Origin of the sequence: Sulfurovum zhangzhouensis (assembly GCF_030347965.1) — a bacterium.
GTDB classification, from domain to species: Bacteria; Campylobacterota; Campylobacteria; order Campylobacterales; family Sulfurovaceae; genus Sulfurovum; species Sulfurovum zhangzhouensis.
This window is the reverse complement of record NZ_JAQIBD010000006.1, coordinates 1-23,461: the sequence shown is the minus strand read 5'-3', so window position 1 is coordinate 23,461 and position 23,461 is coordinate 1. Positions and strand designations below refer to the sequence as shown.

General features: G+C 33.6%; 24 protein-coding genes. 22 read left to right on the top strand and 2 right to left on the bottom strand.

The features are described 5' to 3' along the window. The first annotated feature begins 5 nt into the window (after positions 1-5). The 14 genes from PGH07_RS11330 to PGH07_RS11265 all read left to right on the top strand — a co-directional run bounded on the left by PGH07_RS11330 (position 6) and on the right by PGH07_RS11265 (position 15,083). Positions 6-755 carry a cytochrome b/b6 domain-containing protein gene (locus tag PGH07_RS11330; RefSeq protein WP_289414618.1) on the top strand — a complete coding sequence of 250 codons (750 nt, stop codon included), beginning with the start codon at positions 6-8 and terminating at the stop codon, positions 753-755. Between the two features lie 25 nt (positions 756-780). Continuing rightward, positions 781-1,356: a HyaD/HybD family hydrogenase maturation endopeptidase gene (locus tag PGH07_RS11325; protein ID WP_289414617.1), complete on the top strand. Its 576-nt coding sequence runs from the start codon at positions 781-783 to the stop codon at positions 1,354-1,356. 452 nt (positions 1,357-1,808) lie between these two features. Then, positions 1,809-3,734, top strand: a complete 1,926-nt coding sequence (locus tag PGH07_RS11320; RefSeq protein ID WP_289414616.1) for a carbamoyltransferase HypF — start codon at positions 1,809-1,811, stop codon at positions 3,732-3,734. 20 nt (positions 3,735-3,754) lie between these two features. Beyond that, entirely contained in the window at positions 3,755-4,300 is a 546-nt protein-coding gene (locus PGH07_RS11315) for a PAS domain-containing protein (RefSeq protein ID WP_289414615.1), read from the top strand. Between the two features lie 107 nt (positions 4,301-4,407). Continuing rightward, positions 4,408-6,651 carry a carbamoyltransferase HypF gene (hypF, locus tag PGH07_RS11310; protein WP_289414614.1) on the top strand — a complete coding sequence of 748 codons (2,244 nt, stop codon included), beginning with the start codon at positions 4,408-4,410 and terminating at the stop codon, positions 6,649-6,651. Between the two features lie 421 nt (positions 6,652-7,072). Then, complete coding sequence (locus PGH07_RS11305; protein WP_289414613.1) at positions 7,073-7,489, top strand: DUF4395 family protein; 417 nt, start codon at positions 7,073-7,075, stop codon at positions 7,487-7,489. A 40-nt stretch (positions 7,490-7,529) separates the two neighbouring features. Then, entirely contained in the window at positions 7,530-8,456 is a 927-nt protein-coding gene (gene cysK, locus PGH07_RS11300; RefSeq protein WP_289414612.1) for a cysteine synthase A, read from the top strand. Between the two features lie 26 nt (positions 8,457-8,482). Beyond that, positions 8,483-8,707, top strand: a complete 225-nt coding sequence (locus tag PGH07_RS11295) for a DUF2061 domain-containing protein (RefSeq protein ID WP_289414611.1) — start codon at positions 8,483-8,485, stop codon at positions 8,705-8,707. Between the two features lie 9 nt (positions 8,708-8,716). After that, positions 8,717-9,412 carry a phosphoadenylyl-sulfate reductase gene (locus PGH07_RS11290; protein ID WP_289414610.1) on the top strand — a complete coding sequence of 232 codons (696 nt, stop codon included), beginning with the start codon at positions 8,717-8,719 and terminating at the stop codon, positions 9,410-9,412. 11 nt (positions 9,413-9,423) lie between these two features. Continuing rightward, positions 9,424-10,335 carry a sulfate adenylyltransferase subunit CysD gene (gene cysD, locus PGH07_RS11285; RefSeq protein WP_289414609.1) on the top strand — a complete coding sequence of 304 codons (912 nt, stop codon included), beginning with the start codon at positions 9,424-9,426 and terminating at the stop codon, positions 10,333-10,335. Between the two features lies 1 nt (position 10,336). Continuing rightward, the gene (cysN, locus tag PGH07_RS11280; protein ID WP_289414626.1) at positions 10,337-11,749 is read left to right on the top strand and encodes a sulfate adenylyltransferase subunit CysN; all 1,413 of its coding nucleotides are present in this window, start codon (positions 10,337-10,339) and stop codon (positions 11,747-11,749) included. Positions 11,750-11,757: 8 nt separating this feature from the next. Beyond that, positions 11,758-13,359 (top strand): nitrite/sulfite reductase, encoded by a 1,602-nt coding sequence (locus PGH07_RS11275; RefSeq protein ID WP_289414608.1) that lies wholly within the window; start codon positions 11,758-11,760, stop codon positions 13,357-13,359. After that, positions 13,356-14,621: a uroporphyrinogen-III C-methyltransferase gene (gene cobA / locus PGH07_RS11270; RefSeq protein WP_289414607.1), complete on the top strand. Its 1,266-nt coding sequence runs from the start codon at positions 13,356-13,358 to the stop codon at positions 14,619-14,621. The genes PGH07_RS11275 and cobA overlap by 4 nt, the downstream gene beginning before the upstream one ends. 21 nt (positions 14,622-14,642) lie before the next feature. Then, positions 14,643-15,083 (top strand): DUF4395 domain-containing protein, encoded by a 441-nt coding sequence (locus PGH07_RS11265; RefSeq protein WP_289414606.1) that lies wholly within the window; start codon positions 14,643-14,645, stop codon positions 15,081-15,083. Between the two features lie 97 nt (positions 15,084-15,180). On the opposite strand, the gene PGH07_RS11260 is transcribed toward PGH07_RS11265, so the two are convergent. Continuing rightward, positions 15,181-15,831, bottom strand: coding sequence for a transposase (locus PGH07_RS11260; RefSeq protein WP_289414605.1), 651 nt, complete (start codon positions 15,829-15,831; stop codon positions 15,181-15,183). 115 nt (positions 15,832-15,946) lie between these two features. Here PGH07_RS11260 and PGH07_RS11255 point away from each other — a divergent pair, with 115 nt between their 5' ends. The 8 genes from PGH07_RS11255 to PGH07_RS11220 all read left to right on the top strand — a co-directional run bounded on the left by PGH07_RS11255 (position 15,947) and on the right by PGH07_RS11220 (position 22,665). Then, entirely contained in the window at positions 15,947-16,585 is a 639-nt protein-coding gene (locus PGH07_RS11255; RefSeq protein ID WP_289414604.1) for a hypothetical protein, read from the top strand. Positions 16,586-16,612: 27 nt separating this feature from the next. Beyond that, the gene (hypB, locus tag PGH07_RS11250; RefSeq protein ID WP_289414603.1) at positions 16,613-17,389 is read left to right on the top strand and encodes a hydrogenase nickel incorporation protein HypB; all 777 of its coding nucleotides are present in this window, start codon (positions 16,613-16,615) and stop codon (positions 17,387-17,389) included. A gap of 1 nt (position 17,390) precedes the next feature. Beyond that, a complete protein-coding gene (locus PGH07_RS11245; RefSeq protein WP_289414602.1) occupies positions 17,391-17,681 on the top strand; it encodes a HypC/HybG/HupF family hydrogenase formation chaperone in 291 nt (96 codons plus the stop codon). Then, positions 17,681-18,823: a hydrogenase formation protein HypD gene (hypD, locus tag PGH07_RS11240; RefSeq protein ID WP_289414601.1), complete on the top strand. Its 1,143-nt coding sequence runs from the start codon at positions 17,681-17,683 to the stop codon at positions 18,821-18,823. The genes PGH07_RS11245 and hypD overlap by 1 nt, the downstream gene beginning before the upstream one ends. Then, positions 18,820-19,812 (top strand): hydrogenase expression/formation protein HypE, encoded by a 993-nt coding sequence (gene hypE, locus PGH07_RS11235; protein ID WP_289414599.1) that lies wholly within the window; start codon positions 18,820-18,822, stop codon positions 19,810-19,812. Before hypD ends, hypE begins: the two co-directional genes overlap by 4 nt. A gap of 9 nt (positions 19,813-19,821) precedes the next feature. After that, positions 19,822-21,471, top strand: coding sequence for a hydrogenase maturation protein (locus PGH07_RS11230; RefSeq protein WP_289414598.1), 1,650 nt, complete (start codon positions 19,822-19,824; stop codon positions 21,469-21,471). Next, a complete protein-coding gene (hypA, locus tag PGH07_RS11225) occupies positions 21,464-21,805 on the top strand; it encodes a hydrogenase maturation nickel metallochaperone HypA (protein ID WP_289414597.1) in 342 nt (113 codons plus the stop codon). The genes PGH07_RS11230 and hypA overlap by 8 nt, the downstream gene beginning before the upstream one ends. Positions 21,806-21,912: 107 nt before the next feature. Next, positions 21,913-22,665, top strand: coding sequence for a DUF695 domain-containing protein (locus PGH07_RS11220; protein ID WP_289414596.1), 753 nt, complete (start codon positions 21,913-21,915; stop codon positions 22,663-22,665). Here the strand turns inward: PGH07_RS11220 and PGH07_RS11215 are convergent. After that, on the bottom strand, positions 22,655-23,188 hold the full coding sequence (locus tag PGH07_RS11215; protein WP_289414595.1) for a HyaD/HybD family hydrogenase maturation endopeptidase: 534 nt from the start codon (positions 23,186-23,188) through the stop codon (positions 22,655-22,657). The two genes, PGH07_RS11220 and PGH07_RS11215, sit on opposite strands and share 11 nt — an antisense overlap. Positions 23,189-23,461: the final 273 nt, after the last annotated feature.

Genomic DNA, 23,461 nt, shown 5'->3' with positions numbered 1-23,461 from the left:
ATATGATGAAACCTGGATATAAAAAAATTGAACGGATGAACGCTACTACGCGTATCATCCACTGGACCAATGTCTTTTCGATGATTGTTGCCGTAGCAACAGGGTTTTATATTGCCCACCCATATTATCAAACTTTTATTTCAGATCCTGCAGTAGATAAATATGTCATGGCATGGAATCGTTGGGCACATTTTATTGTTGCAATTATCTTTGATGTTACATCGATTGTTATCTTTTATCTTGCTTTTGCAACGCGTTTTCTAAAGGATAAACCATATAAAAAAGATATACCAACCCAGAGTAATATAAAACAGTTTTTTGAAGTATTTTTAAATCTAGTGACACTTAATAAACGTAAGAATTTTGATTCAAGTCATCTTGATAGTTTTAATTCAGTTTATTTAACAATATTCCACTTATTACTAGTGTGGATGCTTTTGAGCGGACTTCAGTTGTATGTACATGGTTTAGGCTCTGGGCTTAGCTCAATTGGTGAGTGGTGGCCATGGATGTTACACTTAATGACAGATTGGACTATCCCGGTAAGTGGTTGGATCATTGGTTCTGGCCCTACAGCTTCGATTATGGATGTGCGAATTTTACATCATTATGCGATGTGGTGGATCATTACTTGGGTAGTTTTTCATATTTATTATCAAGTATGGCGTACCATTTTCTGGAAAGAAGGTGATGTTAATATCGTGATAGGCGGCGGTAAATATGTAAAAATGAAAGAAGGTGACAAAGAAGCGTAATGCTTCTTTGTTTAAAGGATAAAAGTTGGCACATAAAAACATAGCACTTATTGGTATCGGTAATATAATGTTTCATGACGAGGGTCTTGGGGCTTATGCTGTTAAGTATATAGAGCAAAATTACCATATTCCAGATAATTTAACTGTAGTAGATGGTGGGACATTGGGCTTTACGCTTATGACTTATTATCAAGAATATGACAAGGTTATTATTGTTGGAACAGGATCAAAAAATGCTCCGGTAGGAACTATATTTTCTGAGTCAAGTGAAGAAGTAATGAATCAAGGATCAACAATACGTAAGACTGCAAACGAAGTAGAAATTACTATGATGCTGGAGATTTGTTCTTTTCATGAAGATATGGGAGAGGTACAATTAATAACAATGGTACCAGAAGACATTACAGAAGTGTGTAACGGACTTACCCCAACAGTGTTAAATCATATGCCAAAACTTGTAGATGCTACACTGAAAGAACTGAAAAAATCTGGTATTCGTATGTACAGAACTTTTTGTAAAAAAGTCTCTTTTGAGAGAATAATAGATACATATGCCAATCCAAAAATGAAAGATTATAATGATATGTCAAAGTTAATATGAAATTATGTAGTACTCAGCTGGGTAAGAAACAGTATAACTTCCAGTTTCATAAAGGTAATCATGTTTACTTAACCTCCTTAACCCCTAGTAAACTCTTACTCATGCTGAACCGGTTGAGTAGTACATAATTTTTATATTTATAGTTGGTATTTCTTTCAAACTATATTGTTTAGTACACAGCCAGATAAGATAGAGGAATCATAAATTTTTCCTTTTACTTTGTCCCACGTATAGAATGATATACATTTTTAAATATGGTTCTTTCTTTTTTATCTGGTTGCGTAGTAAACAATATATCATCAAATTAATATTGTTTAGTGCACAGCCAGATAAGATAGAAGAATTATACGTTATTTCTCAAACCTTGTCCAAAGTATAGATTTATATGCATCCTTGTATATGGTTCTTTTCTTTTTATCTGGTTGTGTAGTAAATAATCATTAGGAGTTTATATGTACTTTGTTTATGAAATTGAATTTTTTTCGAATAAAAGTTATTTTTCTGATCTTATATCCGCTTTTGCCAGACAAGAACAAATGCAAGTTGATGTCATACAAAGTAACGACAAAATAGTAATGATTTTTGATCAAGAAAATGAGCAGATTGAAAAGTTCTTAAATGGTATGAAAGATGTATTGCCTGCATCACTCTTTTTGGGTAAAGGGAAACATTATTTTTTAGATGAAAAACCATCAGCATTACCTGTTACAAAAGTAAATTTACCTGTCAATATCGCACCTTGTCCTACTTGTCAAAAAGAGATGTTTGACGTGAGCAGTCGTCGTTATTATTATCCCTTTACATCTTGTAATCACTGTGGTACACAACATCCATTTTTAGATAGGTATCCTTATGACCGTACCCATACGGTGATGAAGTTTCTTATACCATGTAGCCATTGTCAAGAAGAGGCCAAGAGTAATGTTTTACGTCTAGATTATCCTCTTATTTCATGTATTGAATGTGGAGTTTCTATACGAATGCTGGATAAGGAGAGCGAACATTTAGCGCTAAATAAGGGAGATTTCAGAAAGCTTTTTGAAGTGTCAGGAAGAGCTATCGCAGCAGGGAAGAATGTGTTAATGAAAACGGCACATGGTTACAGAAAATTTTTTAAACCAACAGTTGAGTATAGTCCAGCAAAAAGTATTTTATTAATGGCAGATGCAAATGGCCTTAATACACACCTTATGATGATAACACAAGAGTTCAATGCACTTTTAAGTATAGAGAGACCATTACTTCGTGTAGCAACCAAAAGTGATGATTTAAAAGCCATTTATGGATCATCTGTACAAGTAAAGTATCCAGATGATGGTATGACTATATTATTAGCCAGAGAAATAATGAATGCAGGATTACAGTATATCTCATATGTAGAATGTAATGCGGATGAAGAAGCAGATTTTTTAGTAGACTTTGATCTTCCAATCAAGAAGCAAAAAGATATGAAGTTATTTATTAATCAAGATAAAAAACTTTTTGTTTCTGGTGAACGTATCGTATTTCCTACAGTAGTAGAAAATAGTAAAAATTTGGTATCTATCGCACATGACTTAGCATGTGTAAAGACTGATAATCTGAGTATCATAGATTCTTTAGAGGTTTTTGATTCGGTGCAATCAGATATGCTATATGTACTTGAAGATGAAGCTTTTGAAGGTGGGCACAGTAATGAACATCGTTTTTCTCAATGGAATGCTTCTATGTTGTCTGTAATTGCTGAACATGATAAGGTCGGTCAAAAAGCTATAGGCGTACACTTTGACGGTACGTTAAATTTTCTCTACTACAACGGTAAAGAAGTTATGAATGTTGTTCCTTCCATACCTTTTGAATCAGATAACCTTTGGGAGAAAATCTCTACACTTAGAGAGGGATCAGACAGGCTAGTAGTAAACTACAAAAAAGCTTATCCTGAAGTGTTTGAACGTTTGGATAATCTTGCTGGAGACATGGATATCTTCGAAGTAACAGCTATAGTGTTAGGTCTTGAAAATGAGAGTTTAGAAGGTATATCAGCGCAAGCATTAAGTTTTTTAGGAAAAGGTGGCCTACAAGTAGACACTAGAGTTAAGGATAATCGTTTTGATAATTATGCTTTTTTAACGAGTATTATGAGTTATCAGCTGGGTGGTGTAGAGAATAACCTTATGTGTTACAGTATTTACGAGTCTTTTGGAGATTATATTGGTGAAATTGTTCCTCAACTTATTGAAAAGTCTAAAGCAAAAATCATCACTCTTACAGGAGAAACTTTTGCAAATCAATCACTTTATGGACGTATACAAAGAACACTTGGACAATACAATCCACTTATGAATAAGAATTTTCCTATAGGTAAAGAGAATGCAGTATATGGTGCATTGTATCTGTAAAAATATAATAAGGTATATTTATGAAAGAAAAAGAATTAAAGTTAGATAAACAAAGTAACTATTCAATATGTGTAAACCAGGTTGGTATTATTACAAAGGTATCTAGTGAATTTGCAAACCTGCTAGGCTATACAACAGAAGAATTAATAAATGAGCGACATAATATTGTATGGCACCCGGATATGCCAAAAATAATATTTAAATTAATGTGGGAAAAATTACACAATGGTGAAAAATTTATAGGTTTTATTAAACATCAATCAAAAAGTGGTGATTATTGTTGGTTAAGTAATAAAGCTTATCTCTATTCAAATGAGCCAAATGGTACAAGAAAGTACTTTTCCTATAAAGGGTTAATACCAATGAGAGCCAAATATCATATTGATCATTTGTATAGTTCTTTACTGAAAGAAGAAGAAACAGGTGGCATTGAAGCATCCGAAAAATATTTAAATGAATATTTAAATTTTAGAGGCGTGACGTATGATGAATATATAGAAACATTTGATGATACAGTTGGAGTTTTCAAGGTTGGATATTTTATGACAAGAAAACTTTTTTCATAAAAAATACATGATCATTAATATCTGTGGATGTAAGAAAAAAGTAAGAGAGGACTTTTTTGAGTATGATATAATTTTTTGTAGATGTTTGATCAATATAAAGAAAACTAATGAAGTGCAACACATACAAGATTATCATTAATGGTACAGTACAAGGCGTAGGGTTTCGCCCGTTTATTTATAAGCTTGCAAGTCGATATGCTTTATTGGGAACAGTTTCTAATAGTACACAAGGCGTTGAAATCGTTGTTAACGCTACTCTTGAAACTCTACAAATATTTCTTCAAGCCATAAAGGATGAATTACCATCATTGGCTTCTATTGAGAAAATTATAACATCGCAAATACATACACAGAGCTTTGCAGATTTTCAAATCATTGCGACAGATGAACGAGGTATTGTCACTGTAGGTATCCCCCCTGATGTGAGTATTTGTAAAGCATGTGAAAAAGAACTTTTTGACCCTACTAACCGTCGTTATGGTTATCCATTCATCACTTGTACACATTGTGGAGTACGTTACTCCATTATCTATGATTTACCTTATGATCGTAATCATACTTCCATGAAATTTTTTGAAATGTGTAAAGTTTGTGCAGAAGAGTATAACAATCCATTGGACAGACGTTATCATGCTCAGCCTATAGGGTGCTGGGATTGTGGACCTACATTATCTTTGCATGATAAGAATAATAAACCTATACAAACTATACAAAAAAATATGATAAATGAGGTAGCACGATTTTTAGAAGAAGGAATGATAATAGCAATTAAAGGCGTGGGTGGTTACCATCTGATGTGTGATGCAACTAATGATGAAGCAGTGTATAATCTTAGAAAAAGGAAGCAACGTCCAAGTAAACCTTTTGCTGTGATGGTAAAAGATATTGAGATGGCTAACGAGTTAGCCCAGATAAATGTACAGGAAAAAGAATTTTTACTTTCAAAAGAGAGACCTATTGTTTTATTAAAATCATCTTCTAATGATGATTGTTTACCTGTACTAAGCTCTCATATAGCTCCTAACCTAAGAAGGATAGGACTTTTCTTACCTTATACGCCTTTACATTTATTACTACTACAAAAATTCAATCGTCCTTTGGTTGCTACTTCTGCTAATGTTACGGATGAGCCTATTTGTACAGATCTAAAAGAATTAGAGAAATTACAAGGAGTCTATGATTATGTGTTAGATCATAACCGTAACATAGTCAATGGCTGTGATGACTCTGTAGTGATGGTAGTGAGAGAACATAAAGTCATACTTAGAAGAGCCAGAGGGTATGCACCTGTCAGTATAAAACTCCCTTTTGAACTAACTAAAAATGTATTAGCTTTGGGTGCAAACCAAAAGAGTACCATTGCTATTGGCTTTGCGAATGAGGTCATACTCTCTCCTCATATTGGCGATCTTGACAGCATTTCTTCAGTCGAATACTATAAAAAGAACATTGAAACCTTAGAACGAATTTATCATTTTAAACCTGACATTATAGTTCATGATAAACACCCAAATTATGAGTCGACAAAATATGCTAAATCACTTATCTCATACAATTCAATGTTGAAGGTAAACGAAGTGCAGCATCACTATGCACATATTTTAGGTGTTATGGCAGAAAAACAGCTTACTGGTAAAGTTCTTGGTGTGGCTTTTGACGGTACTGGTTATGGGGATGATGGTAAACTTTGGGGTGGAGAATTCTTTGTATGTGATTTTAAAAGTTATGAAAGAGTAGCCCACCTGAACTATTTCCAACTCTTAGGTGGATCTAAAGCCATTAAAGAGCCGAGACGAGTTGCACTTAGTCTTTTATTTGATCTATATGCTGAAGAAGCTTTAACACTAAAAAATCCTACGATAGAAGCTTTTTCCACATTAGAGTTGAAAACATATTTTCTTGCCTGGAAAAAAAATCTAAATTCTCCATTAAGCTCTTCGGTAGGTAGACTTTTTGATGCGGTAGCATCTCTGCTTGGTGTTTGTCAAGTTATGAGTTATGAAGGTGAAAGTGGAATGATGCTTGAAGAGTTATATGATAATAGGGTAGAAGGATATTACCCTTTTGGATATAGTGATGGAAAGATAGATATACTTCCTGTAATAAAAGCTATGATGTCAGAGCCATTTATCAATATATCAGTATCAAGGTTTTTTCATACTTTGGTTGAGATCATTTTTACAATATATAAGCAGTATAATTTAACCCTTGTCTTAAGTGGAGGAGTATTTCAAAATAGGATACTTTTAGACTTAGTTTTACAGAAGATACCTGAAGCGGTCATTTCTAATAATATCCCACCTAATGATGGGGGTATTGCTTTAGGACAAATTGCAGGGACATATAATTAGATTAAAAATCTCTTTTTCATAAATCATCATAAAATAGACAGTTTTTGTTCTTAAAAATAACAACGATGAACTTCTGAATTTCTTCTAGTGATGAACATTTTATTTCAAATCTTGTAGCTTGATGATATTCGCACATAGTAGATGATCCCTAATTGGACCAGTTGAACAATGATAAGTCCATTGATGTAATACTATTAAATTCGTTACAGGTGATATCTTATTTTTCAGTTTTAAATCCCCACCATTCCTATTAAATAAATCCTAATGATCATATCTAATACTTATAGTAAAAAATATTTTATTTTAAATCTATAGATTTACTTGACATTGTCATTATTATGTGCTATATTTCTATTATGAATGAATAGTCATTCAGTAATGTTTGCTGAAATTAAATTCTTAAATTGTGAAAGGAAAAAAAATGATTGATGGAAGTAAAACACGTATCGTCGCTGCACTGCAAGCTACGTTACTTGGATCATATTTATTTACAGGATATGTAGATCTTTTGTATATATTGGTTTACGACTTTTTTGTTCGATTGTACTTGACATCTTTACTTAGTCCTTTAGAGCTTATTGCCATTGGTGTTGAATCTCTGTTTACACGAGAAAAACATAGCGGAAATAGATTGGATAAAGAGTTTGCAACACATATTGCATTAACGATAGTTAGTTTGTCATTAACAGCGGGATTATTGGAATACCCGAAAATCGCTTTTACATTTACTTTAGCATTGGTAATCTGGAAAATACTGGAGGCAACGACAAATATATGTTTGGGATGCAAATTGTATGAACGATTACAGCGTAAGGGTATCAACATAATTTCATTGTAAATGATAATAGAAGTTATTTGAATAATTGAAAGGATTATTTATGAAGTTTGCGAAAAATATTACGGAATTAATAGGGAATACACCTTTAGTCAAATTGATAAATGCCAGTAATAAAGCATTAGTTTTAGGTAAATGTGAGTTTATGAATCCAACTCATTCTGTGAAAGATAGAATTGGCAATAGTATGATTAATGATGCTATAAAAAATGGTTTAATTAATAAAAACACCATAGTGATTGAAGCGACAAGTGGTAATACAGGCATTGCTTTAGCTTCTGTTTGTGCAGGACTGGGACTTAAGTTGATTCTAACGATGCCATCTTCTATGAGTGTAGAACGAAGAACATTATTAAAAGCACTAGGTGCTGAATTAGTTTTAACAGAACCTGAAAAAGGTATGAAGGGTGCAGTTGAGAAAGCTATTGAAATTTCACGTCAAACTGAAAATTCATTTATCCCTCAACAATTTAAAAATCCGGCTAATCCTGAAGTTCATAGATTAACTACTGCACAAGAAATTTTAGCAGATACAGAAGGAAAAATTGACATTTTAGTTGCTGGAGTAGGTACTGGTGGATCAATTACGGGAATATCTGAAGTATTGAAAGCACATAACCCTGATATCAAAATTGTTGCTGTTGAACCTATGAATTCTGCCATTTTATCTGGTAAAAAACCAGGAGCACATAAGATCCAAGGTATTGGAGCAGGTTTTATCCCTGAAATTTTAAATACTGAAATTTATGATGAAGTAATTCAGGTGTCAAATGAAGATGCTATAGATACTGCAAGAGCTTTAGCAAAAGAAGAGGGACTTTTAGTTGGTATTTCATCTGGTGCGAATACTTTTGCAGCTAGTCAAATAGCAAAACAAGAAGAAAATAGAGGAAAAGTTATAGTGACAATCCTTTGTGATAGTGGGGAAAGATATCTCAGTACGGGCTTATATGATAGTAAGGAGGAGTAACCCTCTATGTTTATAAAGGACAAGAAATGAAAGAAAAAGCTTATAGATCGATTTTGAAAACGATCTCCTGGAGGACAGTTGGAACAATTGATACGATCATCATTGCTTATTTTATTACAGCTGATCCCCTAATGGCAGCTTCTATTGGTTCTATTGAGCTTTTTACAAAAATGCTTTTATATTATTTTCATGAAAGAGCATGGAATAAAATATCTATCGGAAAAGAAAAAGCACTGGAATATAACAGGTAAGGAAATAGTATGAATATAGAATTATTAAACAATAAATTTAAGAATGTAAAACCAGAAGAGGCTTTAGAGTTTTTTTTAAATAAATATGGACAAAAAATTGCCCTTTCTAGTAGTTTTGGAGTAGAAGATCAAGTCTTAACAGACATGATGCTAAAGATTGATAAAAGAGCAAATATCTTTACATTAGATACGGGAAGACTTCCATATGAAACATACAGTGTAATGGATGAAACAAATTTAAAGTATGGGATAAAGGTTAGTGTTTATTTTCCGGACAGAGAAGATGTAGAAGCACTCTATCGTACACAAGGTATCAATGGATTTTATGAATCTATAGAGAATCGGCAAAGATGTTGTTTTGTAAGAAAAATTGCACCATTAAAAAGAGCATTAGATGGTCTCGATATTTGGGTAACAGGACTTAGATCTAATCAAAGTGTGACAAGAAAAGATATGCAGTTATTTGAGATGGATGAGACAAATAATGTTATTAAATTCAATCCTTTACTTAATTGGTCAGAAACTGATGTATGGGACTATATACATAAAAACAAGGTTCCCTATAACAAATTACATGACCAGGGATTTCCAAGCATTGGATGTGCACCGTGTACCAGAGCAGTTAAGGAAGGTGAAGATATCAGAAGCGGTAGATGGTGGTGGGAAAACCCAGAACATAAGGAATGTGGATTACATATAAAATGATGGAGAAAGAGATGATAAATACAGAAAAATTAACACACTTAAAACAATTAGAAGCAGAATCTATTCATATTATGCGAGAAGTAATAGCTGAGTTTGACAATCCTGCGATGCTATACTCGGTTGGAAAGGATTCTGCAGTAATGTTACATCTTGCACGAAAGGCTTTCTTCCCTGCAAAGTTACCATTTCCTCTACTTCATGTTGATACAACATGGAAATTCAAAGAGATGATAGAGTTTAGAGATCAAATGGCAAAAGAGCTTGGTTTTGAACTTTTAGTACATGTAAATAAAGAAGGGATAGATCAAGGTATCGGACCATTCACACACGGTTCTGCGGTTCATACGGATGTGATGAAGACAGAAGGACTCAAACAAGCTCTTGACAAGTACAAATTTGATGCAGTATTTGGAGGTGCTAGACGAGATGAAGAGAAGAGCCGAGCTAAAGAGAGAATTTACTCATTCAGGGATAAAAACCATAGATGGGATCCCAAAAATCAAAGACCTGAACTTTGGAATATTTACAATTCAAGGGTTCATAAAGGTGAGTCAATTAGAGTATTCCCTCTTTCAAACTGGACGGAGCTTGATATTTGGCAATATATTTATTTGGAGCAAATTCCTATTGTGCCTCTATATTTTTCAAAGAAAAGACCTATTGTAGAAAGAGACGGGGTGAAAATTCTAGTTGATGATGATAGGTTGCCACTAAAAGAGGGTGAAGTTCCACAACTGGAAAATGTTAGATTTCGAACACTTGGTTGTTACCCTTTAACCGGTGCAGTTGAAAGTGAAGCAACGACGCTTCCTGAGATTATTCAAGAGATGCTTTTAACTAAAACAAGTGAGAGACAAGGTAGAGTCATTGACAACGATAGTGCAGGCTCAATGGAAAAGAAAAAAATTGAAGGATATTTTTAAAATGGCACATATAAGTTCAAAAATAGCAGACAATATAGAAGATTATTTAAAAGATCACGAGAATAAACAATTACTAAGGTTTATTACTTGTGGAAGTGTAGATGATGGTAAAAGTACACTTATTGGAAGACTATTACATGACTCTAAAATGATTTTTGAAGACCAATTAGCTGCAATTAAAAAGGATACTAAAAAAGTTGGGACTACTGAAGAGGAGTTCGACTTGGCACTTTTGGTTGATGGGCTTCAAAGTGAAAGAGAACAAGGTATTACAATTGACGTTGCATACAGATACTTCTCGACAGATAAAAGAAAATTTATTATTGCAGATACTCCAGGGCATGAACAATATACACGAAATATGGCAACTGGTGCAAGTACGGCTGATTTAGCAATTATTTTAATTGATGCAAGATACGGTGTACAAACTCAAACGAGGAGGCACTCATTTATTGCAAAACTATTAGGAATAAAACATATTGTGGTTGCGATTAATAAAATGGATTTAGTTGACTTTAGCCAAGAAATTTATGAGAGTATCTCTAAAGATTATTTAGCATTTGCAAAAGAGCTTGGATTGACTGAAGATATTACATTGATTCCACTATCTGCATTAAATGGAGATAATGTCGTTAACAAATCTCCTAAATCACCTTGGTATGACGGTGAAACTTTAATGTATACATTGGAGAATATTGAAATTGCAAGTGACATAGACTTAGTACACTTTAGAATGCCTGTACAGTATGTAAACAGGCCAAACCTTGACTTTAGAGGTTTTGCTGGAACTATTTCATCTGGTGTGATTAAAGTTGGCGATTCAATTACAGTTTTACCATCGGGGAAAAGCTCTATTGTAAAAGAGATTATAACTTATGATGGCAATTTGGAGTATGCATATGCACAGCAAGCGATTACATTAACTTTAAACGATGAAATTGATATCTCACGAGGGGATATAATTGTAAAAAGCGATGAACAGCCGGATCGTGCAAATGCATTTGATGTAAATATTGTTTGGATGAGCGAAGATCCTTTATTAAAAGGTAAATCATACTACATCAAAAGAGCTTCAACCGTAACAACGGGTTCAATAGAGAGTTTCTATTACAAAACAGACGTAAATACACTTGAACAAGAAAGTGTAAATGTACTTAATTTAAATGAAATTGCTCATGCAAAACTAGATTTAGAACAAGCAATTGCATTTGACCCATATGACCATAATAAAGCTATGGGTTCATTTATTATGATTGACAGAATTACTAACAACACTGTTGCTGCAGGTATGATTGTGAATAAGTCAGAAACTGTAGCAAAAAGAAGAGCATTAGAATATTCTGAGTTTGAGATTGAGTTTAATGCATTGGTGAGAAAACACTTTCCTCATTGGGAAGCAAAAGAAATTTTATAGGAAAAATCATGAAAAAGGAAACAGCAGCTCAAAGAATTGAACGCATCAAAATAGAGAAAGATGGATTGGCTGTGTTGGAAGATATCAAACAATATGCTGCTTCAAATACGGAGATAGATCCTGAAGATATTGATCGATTTAAATGGTATGGTCTTTATACGCAAAATAAAAATTTACAGGCTGATACTGATAATACACTGTATTTCATGTTGCGAATTAAATTAGAACATGGTTCTATGAATACACCTCAAATGAGGTGTATATCTCAGATATCAAGAGAGTTTGCACAAGATACAGCTGATTTTACTACTAGACAAGATATACAGTTACATTTTATCAAGGTCGTAGATCTACCGGAAATATTTAAACGTCTTAATAATGTAGGTTTAAGTACAGTATTCGCTGCGGGAGATGTACCAAGAAATGTTGCTACTTGTCCTGTGAGCGGTATAGAAGAGAAAGAAATATTTGACACTACTTCTTTGGCTAACGAAATTAATGATTATTTGAGAGGTAACCACGAACTTGTGAATTTACCAAGAAAATATAAAATAGGTATATCTGGATGTCATAAGCATTGTATTGGGCATGAGATACAAGATTTATCATTTACTGCAGTAAAGATTGATGGCGAAGTTTTATTTGCTGTTACGGTTGGTGGAGGGTTAGGTTCCAATAAAAAAATTGCACTTCATTTAGGCTACATATTCAAAGAACAGGTACTGGATACAGTTAAAACAATAACGATTATTTATCGAGATTATGGGCTTAGAGATAGTCGAAGAAAGGCTAGATTGGGGCATTTGATTGATGAATGGGGATTGGAGAAATTTAAAGCATTTACTGAGGAAAAGTTGGGATTCGCTTTTATAGAGAAACCAATTCAGGAATATATGCCGTATGCAAGAAGAGAGCATTTTGGTATTCATAAGTCAACTATAGTAGGTAAATCATATGTAGGATGTGCTGTAAATGGCGGAACAATTGGTTCATATGGATTAAATAATTTGGCTGATATTTTGGAGAAATATAATGCAAGTACAATCAAAGTTACCAATACTCAAAACTTTATTATCTTAGATGTACCCCATGAGAATACAGAGAAATTAGCTAAAGCGTTACTAGATATTAATATCGAAGCAAATCCTAGCCCTTTTAAGGCTAGAACTATATCTTGTACGGGAATAAACTTTTGTAAATTTGCAGTTTCTGAAACAAAATATCAGGCAACCTGGTTGGCATCGTATTTAGAACAAAGATTTCCTGATTTTGATGAACATGTATCTATATCGCTTAATGGGTGTCCAAACTCTTGTGCTCATCCTCATGTTGTTGATATAGGATTAATGGGCGCAAAAGTTAAAGATGAAGAAGGAAATTCAGTCGCTGGATTTGAACTTATCTTAGGAGGTAATTTAGAAGGAGAAGTCTCAAATTTTGGTTTTAAAACAGCTATAAAGATATTACCAAAATATCTCAATAGAACTGTTGAAAGGATTATTGAACAATATATTAACAGTGGACAAAATGGATTACATAGGTTTTTAAAAGAGAATATAGAAAATGAAAACTTTATAGAATCATTACGAGAGGTTTGGAGAGAGACATGAAATGCAGAAAAACTTTACCTATATTACTGAAAGAACAACATATTCTTTTGATAGGTGGTGGGAAGGTCGCATTACAAAAAGCAGAAGTATTGGCTGAAAACAATATTTCATTTTCCATTATAGCTAAAGAAGTGCATCCTAAAATATACACATTGTGTAATGATATACAGAAAAAAGCCTTCAAAACTCAAGACATAAAAGATACTCTTGTGGTGATAGATGCAACAGGAAATGATGAAGTAACTGAAAAGCTTTTAGAGTATAAGAAGAAACACCCTATCTTACTGAATGTTGTAGATATACCACAATGTTGTGACTTTTACTTTATGGCATTGACAAAAAATGCACCACTGCAGATAGCAGTTTCAAGTTCTGGTGCTAGTCCTACTGCAGCTAAATATTTTAGAGATAAGTGTCAAGCACTCATACCGGATGATTTGACAACATTTCTTGAGGAGCTACAGACACAAAGAGATCAAGGTGTAATAGAAATCAACAAAACACTTCAGACAATTGAAAATATGACCGTAAAAGCATATTTGGTAGGATGTGGGCTAGGAGATCCTGACCTGCTCACTATCAAAGCGTTTAACATTATTAAAAATGTCGATGTGGTACTGTATGATAATCTTATTAGTAATGAAATTATGTCCATTGTACCACAAGATACAACAAAGGTTTTTGTCGGAAAGGAAAAAGGATTTCATTCCAAATCACAAGAAGAGATCAATAAACTCATATGCAAATATATCAAACAAGGATACTCTGTTGCACGTTTAAAAAGTGGTGATCCTTTTATTTTTGGTCGTGGTGCTGAAGAGTTAATTTACCTAACAAAAAAAGGTATATCAACAGAAGTAATACCAGGTATTTCTTCAGCGGTTTCTGGGCCATTGATGGCAAATATTCCAATAACGGCAAGGGATTACAGTAATGCTTTTACTGTTGTTTCTGCACACTTAAAAGATAACTCTATCAATCTTGAATGGGTCCCTATGTTAGAAAACAAAGACCATACGGTGATCGTTCTTATGGGACTTACCCGTATCCCAGATATTGTTCAAAAAGCTAAAACATTGGATATTGATATGGATACTCCTTGTGCCATTATCTCAAATGCCAGTAGAGAAAACCAATCGGTTCAGGTGGGGACACTTGATAATATAAGTGTACTTTCTCTGGAAGCAAAAAGGCCAGCAATTATTGTTTTTGGTAAGGTTGTTGATTTTTTGCATGAGTTAGAAAAACATTTTATTCACTAAATAAATATTAAAGGATTCATCATGTCAAAATCATGTCCCATTTCAATTCATCGAATTGATGCACACTTTGTACGTTTTGTTGCATTTGAAGTTTTAATTATTGGCTTATTCCTCTTAATGACTGAGCATCTCTTTTTTTCTTTTTTATTACTATTTGATTTTTTAATTCGTACTTTAAAAATAAATAAATTAAGTCCTTTTGCTAATATAGCAAGATTTATCATCCACCGTTTAGATATGCAACCCAAGTTTTGTGATGAGGCGCCTAAGCGTTTTTCACTCTATTTAGGCTTGGCAATTGTTGGTTTTTTAACTTTCTTTCTGATCTTTGGTTATACAGAGATCGCAACTATATTAGTTATTGCCCTATTAACTTGCGCTTTTCTAGAAGCGGCTTTTGATTATTGTGTAGGTTGTAAGGTTTATTACTATCTTCAATATTTTGTACAAATGAATAAATGAATATGTTAAACAAACCTTCCTTGAATAAAAAGGGATCATAGTATAAGAGCTTATAAAGTTGAGCTCAAAAATATAATATTTATGTAACACTCAGATTTTAAATCCGTTGTGACAATTCTAAAGAGTGAATTAATTCACTCTTAGAATAATTAAATCTCCACTCTGCTTCTTTTAAATAAAAAATAAACTGCTCATCACTCACACCTTTGTATTGCAATATAAATTCTTCAAAAAATTCCCAAAACTGAGTAATGGTATTTTGTGCTTTACTAAGTTTTGCTATTTTATTAAAACGCAGGTATTTAAGAAGAAGTTTTTGTTCTTGTGTATCATTGGTATCGAAGTTGAAACGTTGGATAGAAGGCATCATAAGGTTGTAGACCTTATTTTCATATGAGAGAGTGAGGAAGTGTTTAAGTTTGTCTATGTTCTCTTCAGCTCTTAGACTTTTAGGTAGATAGAGGTATTCATCATAGCCAGTAATGCTTTTAGCATGTAGTTGGTATTGTTTATCTGCATGAAGAGCAATGGTAATTCTGAAGTTTTCGTAATGTTTTAGTACGGTAGAAAAATGCATTCCCGTTTTTTTTGATGTTTCTCTGGCATTATATCCTTCTACAAAGAGTGATCGTAATTTTTGTTCTCTTTCTAGTTTCTGAGGACTGAACTTACGTTTGCACTTACCGCATTTACGTTGATTATCTTTAAGTAGATAGGTATATGGATAATTACAATAGATACATTTCATACATTAGTATACTTTTTAGTCCTTAAAATAGAGTAGAACAAGATTTTTTAATATATCTTTAATAATTAAATACTATTATAGTGAATAACCATTCATTTATATAAAAGGATATCTAATGGAGTTATCATTATTTGTGGTTTTCTGGTACGGTTTGCTTCATGCATTTGGTCCTGATCATCTTACTGCAATAGCTGACTTTTCCATAGGGAAAAGCAAACGTAAAACTTTACGTATTACTTTGCTTTTTGCTATAGGACATGGACTTAGTCTTTTTATATTTGCAAAAGTATTACAATCAGTGGCTATTTCCGAGGAAATCTTAGCGTATGGGGATGTCATATCTGCTACCGTTATCATAATTATGGGGCTTTATTTACTTTTTATGGTTGCAACGCATCGTATACAGTTACGTAAACATATGCATGAGGGGCAAGAGCATACGCACATCTGGTTTGGTAAATCACACCAGCATACAAATACAGATACTACATCATCTTTTACGCTAGGTCTACTTATGGGTATCGGTGGTGTAAGAGGAATGCTTATCACACTTGGTGCCGTAAAGGGTGGAGTCGTAGATTTTAGTATGGTTGGTGCATTTACATTAGGAGTAATACTTGTTTTTGTATCCTTTGGGATGCTTATACTTTATTTTAACCAAAACTTTTTAGGTAGTCTTCAAAATATTAGAAGAACCTTTACCGTAGCCGGTGTAGTTTCACTGGTTGTAGGAACCAATATATTATATGGATAAACTAATTAAATTTTATAGGAGAAATATATGTGTAAAGATTGCGGATGTAGTATAACAGTGGAGCAGGTACATGAACATCATGGTCATGAGGAACACTCTCATGAACATCAAAAGGCTCATGAACATTTGCATCATAATCCACAGCTTAATGATACAAAGACGATTTCTGTTATTCAAAAAATCTTAGATAAAAATGATCAAGAAGCAGAACATAATAGAGATCACTTTAACAAAAAGGGGATTTTAGGGATTAACCTTATGAGCAGCCCAGGTAGTGGAAAAACCACCTTATTAGAATATATGGCTGATGTTGCCGATTTTAAATTTGGTGTGGTTGAAGGTGATCTTGAGACTAATAGAGATGCCGACAGACTAATAGCCAAAGGTATTCCTGCATCGCAAATCCAAACGGGAAGTGCTTGTCACCTTGATGCTTTTATGGTCCATAAAGGTTTACATGATATACCATTAGATGAAATTGATGTATGTTTTGTGGAAAATGTAGGAAATTTAGTATGCCCCGCCTCATACGATGTAGGGACACACTTAAATATAGTATTGGTCTCTGTCCCGGAGGGTGAGGATAAGATTGCTAAGTACCCTGTAATGTTCCGTCAAGCTGACCTTATTCTTATCACCAAAACAGACTTACTCCCATATTTTAAGTATGATATTGAAGCAGAGAAAGCAGAAGCTAGACGTATAAAACCTAGTGTTGATATACTTGAAGTCAATGTGAACGATATAGATTCAGTCAAAGCAGTTTCAGACTGGATAGAATTTAAACGTAAAATGAGGGCTTAATATGTGTTTGTCTATACCAAGTAAAGTAGTAAAAATTTCAGATGATAGAACTATGTGCACTGTGGATACTATGGGTGTACAACGTGATGCTAATCTTATGATGATGGGTGATGATGAGATACAAGTAGGTGACTATGTACTTCTTCACATTGGTTTTGTTATGAATAAAATAGATGAAAAAGAAGCATTGATTTCTTTGGATACGTATAAAGAGATTCTTGAGATCATGGATGAGAATGATAGGCGAAAAACTATACTAGATGATGATGAATGTCCTAATAGGGGTGAATAATGGCACTGGAACTTAAAAATTTATATGATGATTTTCGTGATGGTGAGACTATTAAAGCTTATGCTGAAATAATTGCTAAAGATGCTAAAAAATTGAAAAATCCTATCAATATTATGGAAGTGTGTGGTGGGCATACTCATACTATAATGAAGTTTGGATTGCCTCAACTCATGCCAGATAATATTAACTTTATTCATGGGCCAGGTTGTCCTGTATGTATTATGCCCAAAGAACGAATTGACCATGCCTATATTTTAGCTATGCAACCTGACGTTATTTTAGTTACTCTTGGTGATATGATAAAAGTACCTGGCAGTCATGGAAGCCTACAAGATGCGCGAGCTAAAGGGGCAGATGTACGATTTGTTTATTCTCCTATGGAGTGTATTAAAATAGCACAAGATAATCTCAATAAAAAAGTGATTTTCTTTGCCATAGGTTTTGAAACAACTACACCTATGACAGCTGTACTCGTAGAACAGGTGATTAAGCAAAAAATACCCAACATTTTATTTCATATTAACCATGTAACCGTACCTGAAGTGATGGTAGAACTCATAGACAGTCGTGATGTACATGTCGATAGTTACAATAATAGAATAGACGCATTTTTGGGACCTAGTCATGTAAGTGTGATCAGTGGCTCAAAAATATACGATAAATTTCCAAAAGATTATGGTCGTCCTGTAGTGGTCTCTGGGTTCGAACCCGTTGATGTAATGCAAGGTATTAGTATGATAGTCAAACAGTTTATAGAAGAGCGCTGTGAACTGGAAATTCAATACAAAAGAGTAGTGAATCATGAGGGGAATTTGAATGCTCAAAAACTCATAGATACCTATTTTGAAAAAATAGATCTTTTTAGGTGGAGAGGACTTGGAAATGTACCTGAAAGTGGGCTCAAACTTAAAGATGAGTTTGCCTTTTTGGATGCAGAAGTTGTATATAAAAATGTACTTCCTCTTGCAGAAATAGAAGACCATAAACTTTGTATTTGTGGTGATATACTGAGAGGTATGGCAAAACCACCTGAGTGCACAATCTTTGGAACTGTTTGTAAGCCTACGACACCAATTGGAAGTTGTATGGTTAGTAGTGAAGGAGCCTGTGCAGCTTATTATAAATATGGAAACTTATTATGACAAAAACTATCACTATTGCACATGGAAACGGCGGAGCAGAAAATAATGAACTTATTCAAAAAATATTTTATAAACATTTTGCAAATGATATTTTGTCTAAGAGTGAAGATGCCGCAGTTATAGAAGATGGAAGACTTGCTTTTACGACAGACAGTTTTACTGTTAGTCCTCTCTTTTTCTCTGGTGGGGATATAGGAAAATTGGCTGTATGTGGTACATGTAATGACCTCGCTATGATGGGTGCAAAACCTAAATACATTACTTGTTCTGTTATTATTGAAGAAGGTTTTTCTACACGTGATCTTGAAAAGATAGTTAAGAGTATGAAAAATGAGCTTGAGATTAATGGAGCTATTGTTGTAAGTGGTGATACAAAGGTTGTTCCAAGAGGCAGTGTGGATAAGCTTTTCATTAATACTACAGGTATTGGAGAAATAGAACATAAAAATATCTCTGCTTCGGCTTTAACGGAAGGAATGAGCATTTTAGTAAGCCGTGATGTTGGAACACATGGAGCAACTATATTTGCAGCACGTGAAGGAATTGAACTTGAAAGTTCGTTAAAAACAGATTGTGCTTCATTGTACCCTCAAGTTAAAGCTTTAATGGATGCTAATATAAAAATCATAGCATTGAGAGATGCTACACGTGGAGGTGTTTCTGCTGTCCTTAATGAATGGGCGCGAAGTTCAGATGTGTGTATAGAAATAAAAGAGGAGAATATTCCAGTACAAGAAGAGGTAAAAGGCATATGTGAAATGCTTGGATTTGAAGCGATTGACCTTGCGAATGAAGGAACTTTTATTTTAGCAGTGGATAAAGAGGATGAGTTACATGCTTTGGATGTGTTACAAAAAACGCATGTAACTTCAGCTATTATCGGTACAGTAACTGCATTGTATAAAGGTAAAGTACTACTTAACTCTTCATGGGGAACAAAAAGATTTTTAGATTTACCAACGGGTGAGTTATTGCCTCGTATTTGTTAAGAGTCATCGATGAAAATACTTCTAATTTGTAGCGCTTTTAATTCACTGACACAGGCAGTTTATACAGTTTTAAAAGATAGAGGGCATCAAGTTTCAGTAGCATATGCAATAAGTGAAGTACAGATGTTAACAGAGATAGAAGATTTTAAACCACAACTTATTTTGTGCCCGTTTTTAAAAAGTTATCTGCCTGAGAGTATTTATGAAAATTTTCCTACTTTCATTGTCCATCCTGGACCTATAGGTGACAGAGGGCCCAATGCTTTGGAATATGCACTTCAAAATCACACTAAAGAGTGGGGAGTTGTCATATTTAAAGCAAATAAACTTTATGACGGGGGTGATATCTATGCACAGAAAAACTTCAAGGTACGAGAGACATCAAAGGCATCACTTTATCGTCAAGAGGTAGTAAAAGCGACATCACAAGCACTTGAAGAGTTTTTTGTTAATTTAAAAAACAATGAAGTAACACCACAAATTTTAAATCCTATACATGAACATTTTAATCAATCTAAAAGAACGATTGACTGGTTAAAAGATGACACTGAAACCATTATAAGAAAAATACATCTTTCAGATAGTTTTCCTGGTGTTTTAGATGAAATATTGGGTGTATCATGTTATCTTTTTGGTGGACATAAAGAAGATAAATTTAGAGGATCACCCAAAGAGATACTTGCTAAACGCAATGGAGCTATCTGTCTGGGAACAATAGATGGTGCTGTGTGGATATCACATCTTAAGGAAGTAGGAGGGTTTAAACTTCCTGCAACTTATGTTTTAAAAGAAAAGTTGGTAGGTATTAAAGAAGATCGTTTACCACTTTTATTTGACAAGAGTTATGAAACCTTTTTTGAAGTAAGCGTAGAAAAGCGAGATAATGTAGCATATCTGTATTTTAACTTTCATAATGGAGCGATGAGTGCGGAACAATGTATCCGATTGAAGTTTGCAATAGAGTACTTAAAAGGTGAGTGTGAAGTATTGGTATTGATTGGAGGGAAAGATTTTTTCTCTAACGGGATACATTTAAACATATTGGAAGACAGCGCTAAACAAGGTGAAGATGGATGGGCAAATATTAATGCGATGAATGATTTAGTACATTCCATACTCTATGCTGATGAAGTTGTCACCATCGCCTCTTTTGGACATAATGCAGGTGCTGGTGGTGTCTTTATGGGGCTGGCATGTGATTATGTGGTAGGGAAAGAAGGTGTCATATTAAACCCTCACTATAAAACACTGGGGCTAAGTGGGAGTGAATATCACACATATAGTTTACCAAAACGTGTAGGTAAAGAGATGGCAGGGATTTTACTAGATGAGTGTTTACCTTTGTCTGTAGAAAAAGCTAAAGAATTAGGCATGATTGATGAAATCTATGAAGAAAAGACATACTACGAAGAGTTACATAACTTTGCTCAAAATACTTATAATGATGACTTTATCTGGGAAAAACAAGATTATCTTGAGAAATATAAAGAACAAATAGAAGCCTTTAAAGAACAGGAACTTGCAATTATGCATCCAGAGTTTTGGAGTAAAACAAGCGATTTTCATACTTTACGTCATAAATTTGTCTATAAAATTTGTCCAATGGAAACGCCAGCAAGATTAAAATTAAGATCAAATAAGGAAAGAGTCTATGCATGAATATAGTGTCGTACAAGCACTTTTAAACCAGTGTGAAGAGATAGCCAAGCAAAACGATGCAGAAAGAGTCACAAAGGTAATTACCAAAATAGGTGTGATGAGTGGTATAGAAACGCATCTTTTACAAATAGCGTTCGATACCTTTAAGGAAGGGACAATTTGTGATGGTGCCGATTTCGTTATCCATAAACAAAAGCTAAAACTGAAGTGTAAAGAGTGTCAGGAAGAATTTGAGATAGATGAAGTGAGATATTATTGTATTCATTGCCAGAGCATGAAAGTCAAGGTACTTGATGGAGAAGATATGTATCTTATGAGTCTTGAGATGAATTAAAAAAGTGATAGATATGAACTTATTACGGACGAAAATTTATTATTTGAAGAGATAGTTAGTTTGACTTGGTGATAACAGCATCATATATTAAAAATGAAGGAGTATCAATGCAAGAATATTGGGAACTATATATGAAAAATTTAGAGGGTCATCCTGCCTCTATACAATTTAATGCAGGAATTTCTATGGATATAGAGGAGTTTAAATATACTTATCCTATTGTAGCATTTGTAAAAGTAAAGTTAAAAGAACCAAATGAACATGGTATGCTTAGTAAAGATGAAGAACCTGAGATTCTTTTTATGGAAGATAAATTGGAAGCCTCACTTATTAAATTTCGTATTGGAAAATATGTAGGTCGAGTAATTAGTGATGGATATGTTACTTTTTTATATTATGTACAGTTTACCTACAATTGGCAAGATTTTTTAGCATTCGCATTAGATGAATTTGAAAGTTATGAAATAATTAACGGATATCAGGAGGATAGAGAATGGGACTATTTTCAAAAACTACTGTATCCCTCACCAAAGGAATGGCAACTTATCCAAAATCATAAGGTATGTGATGTCCTTAAAACAAAAGAGGATAATTTACACCTTGCACGTGCAATAGAGCATAAATTATTTTTCTCAAATGGAGATGAAAAAAAAGATGAGCTGATATTAAAGCTGGATGCACAAGGATTTAAAATTCAATCAGAGATAGAAAATGAAGAAGGCATAAAAGGTTTTAAGTTCTACCGTATAGATAAACCTTTCTACCATAATATAGATGAACTTACTTTGTATCTTATAGATTTGTTAGAAGAACATGGAGCAAGTTATGATGGTTGGGAAACGAGTGTGGTTAAATCATAGCACCTGATGGATCTTTTGCACGGTTAATGATTTCTTCTAAGGTAATGATTGTTTCTTTTTCTTGATAGTTAATACCATGTTTTTCAAGATACTGTAATGCTACGCCAATATAGTCTATAAAAGCTTTCTTAATAGTATCACTTAATGTGATCTCAAATGTCACTTCAAAAGGGATAATGCCCAATACCAGAGCTTTCGGTACAGGTTTCCCCTGAAGTTCTAACATATCTATACATTGCAATACCCCTATCTCATGTGCACCACCGCTATTTAGTCCATAGCCACTGAGCTCTTCAGCAGGTATGGCATAGATAGAAGCTGGTTCGTCCTCTAATTTAATACTATCCAAAATAAGTATATGATCATTGTCCATAAAGATATTAACCAAATGAATACCTTCTACACCACCATTAATTATGTGAATATCTTTTGAAAATATATAGTTCTCATTTAAATAAGTAGCAGCGTAAACTCCTAACCCATCATCTTTTTGAAGTATATTACCAATGCCTAATATTACCATGCCTATCCATTTCATTTTGTCATAAATTATAGCATAATTGGGAATAAGTTGATAAAAGTATATAGTATTTTATAGTATATACTTTGGGATGTTAGTTGATATTTATTTATATTTTTGGGTGGAATAAAATTAGTATTTTTATAATTTTAGTTATGAATTTTAAAATAAGGATACAATTTAGATGGAGTTGGTTCCCATTAATATAATGGGAACCAATTAATTAAAAATTAGAACTATTTGATCATCTCAAATGGAGATTCTACAACGTTCTTT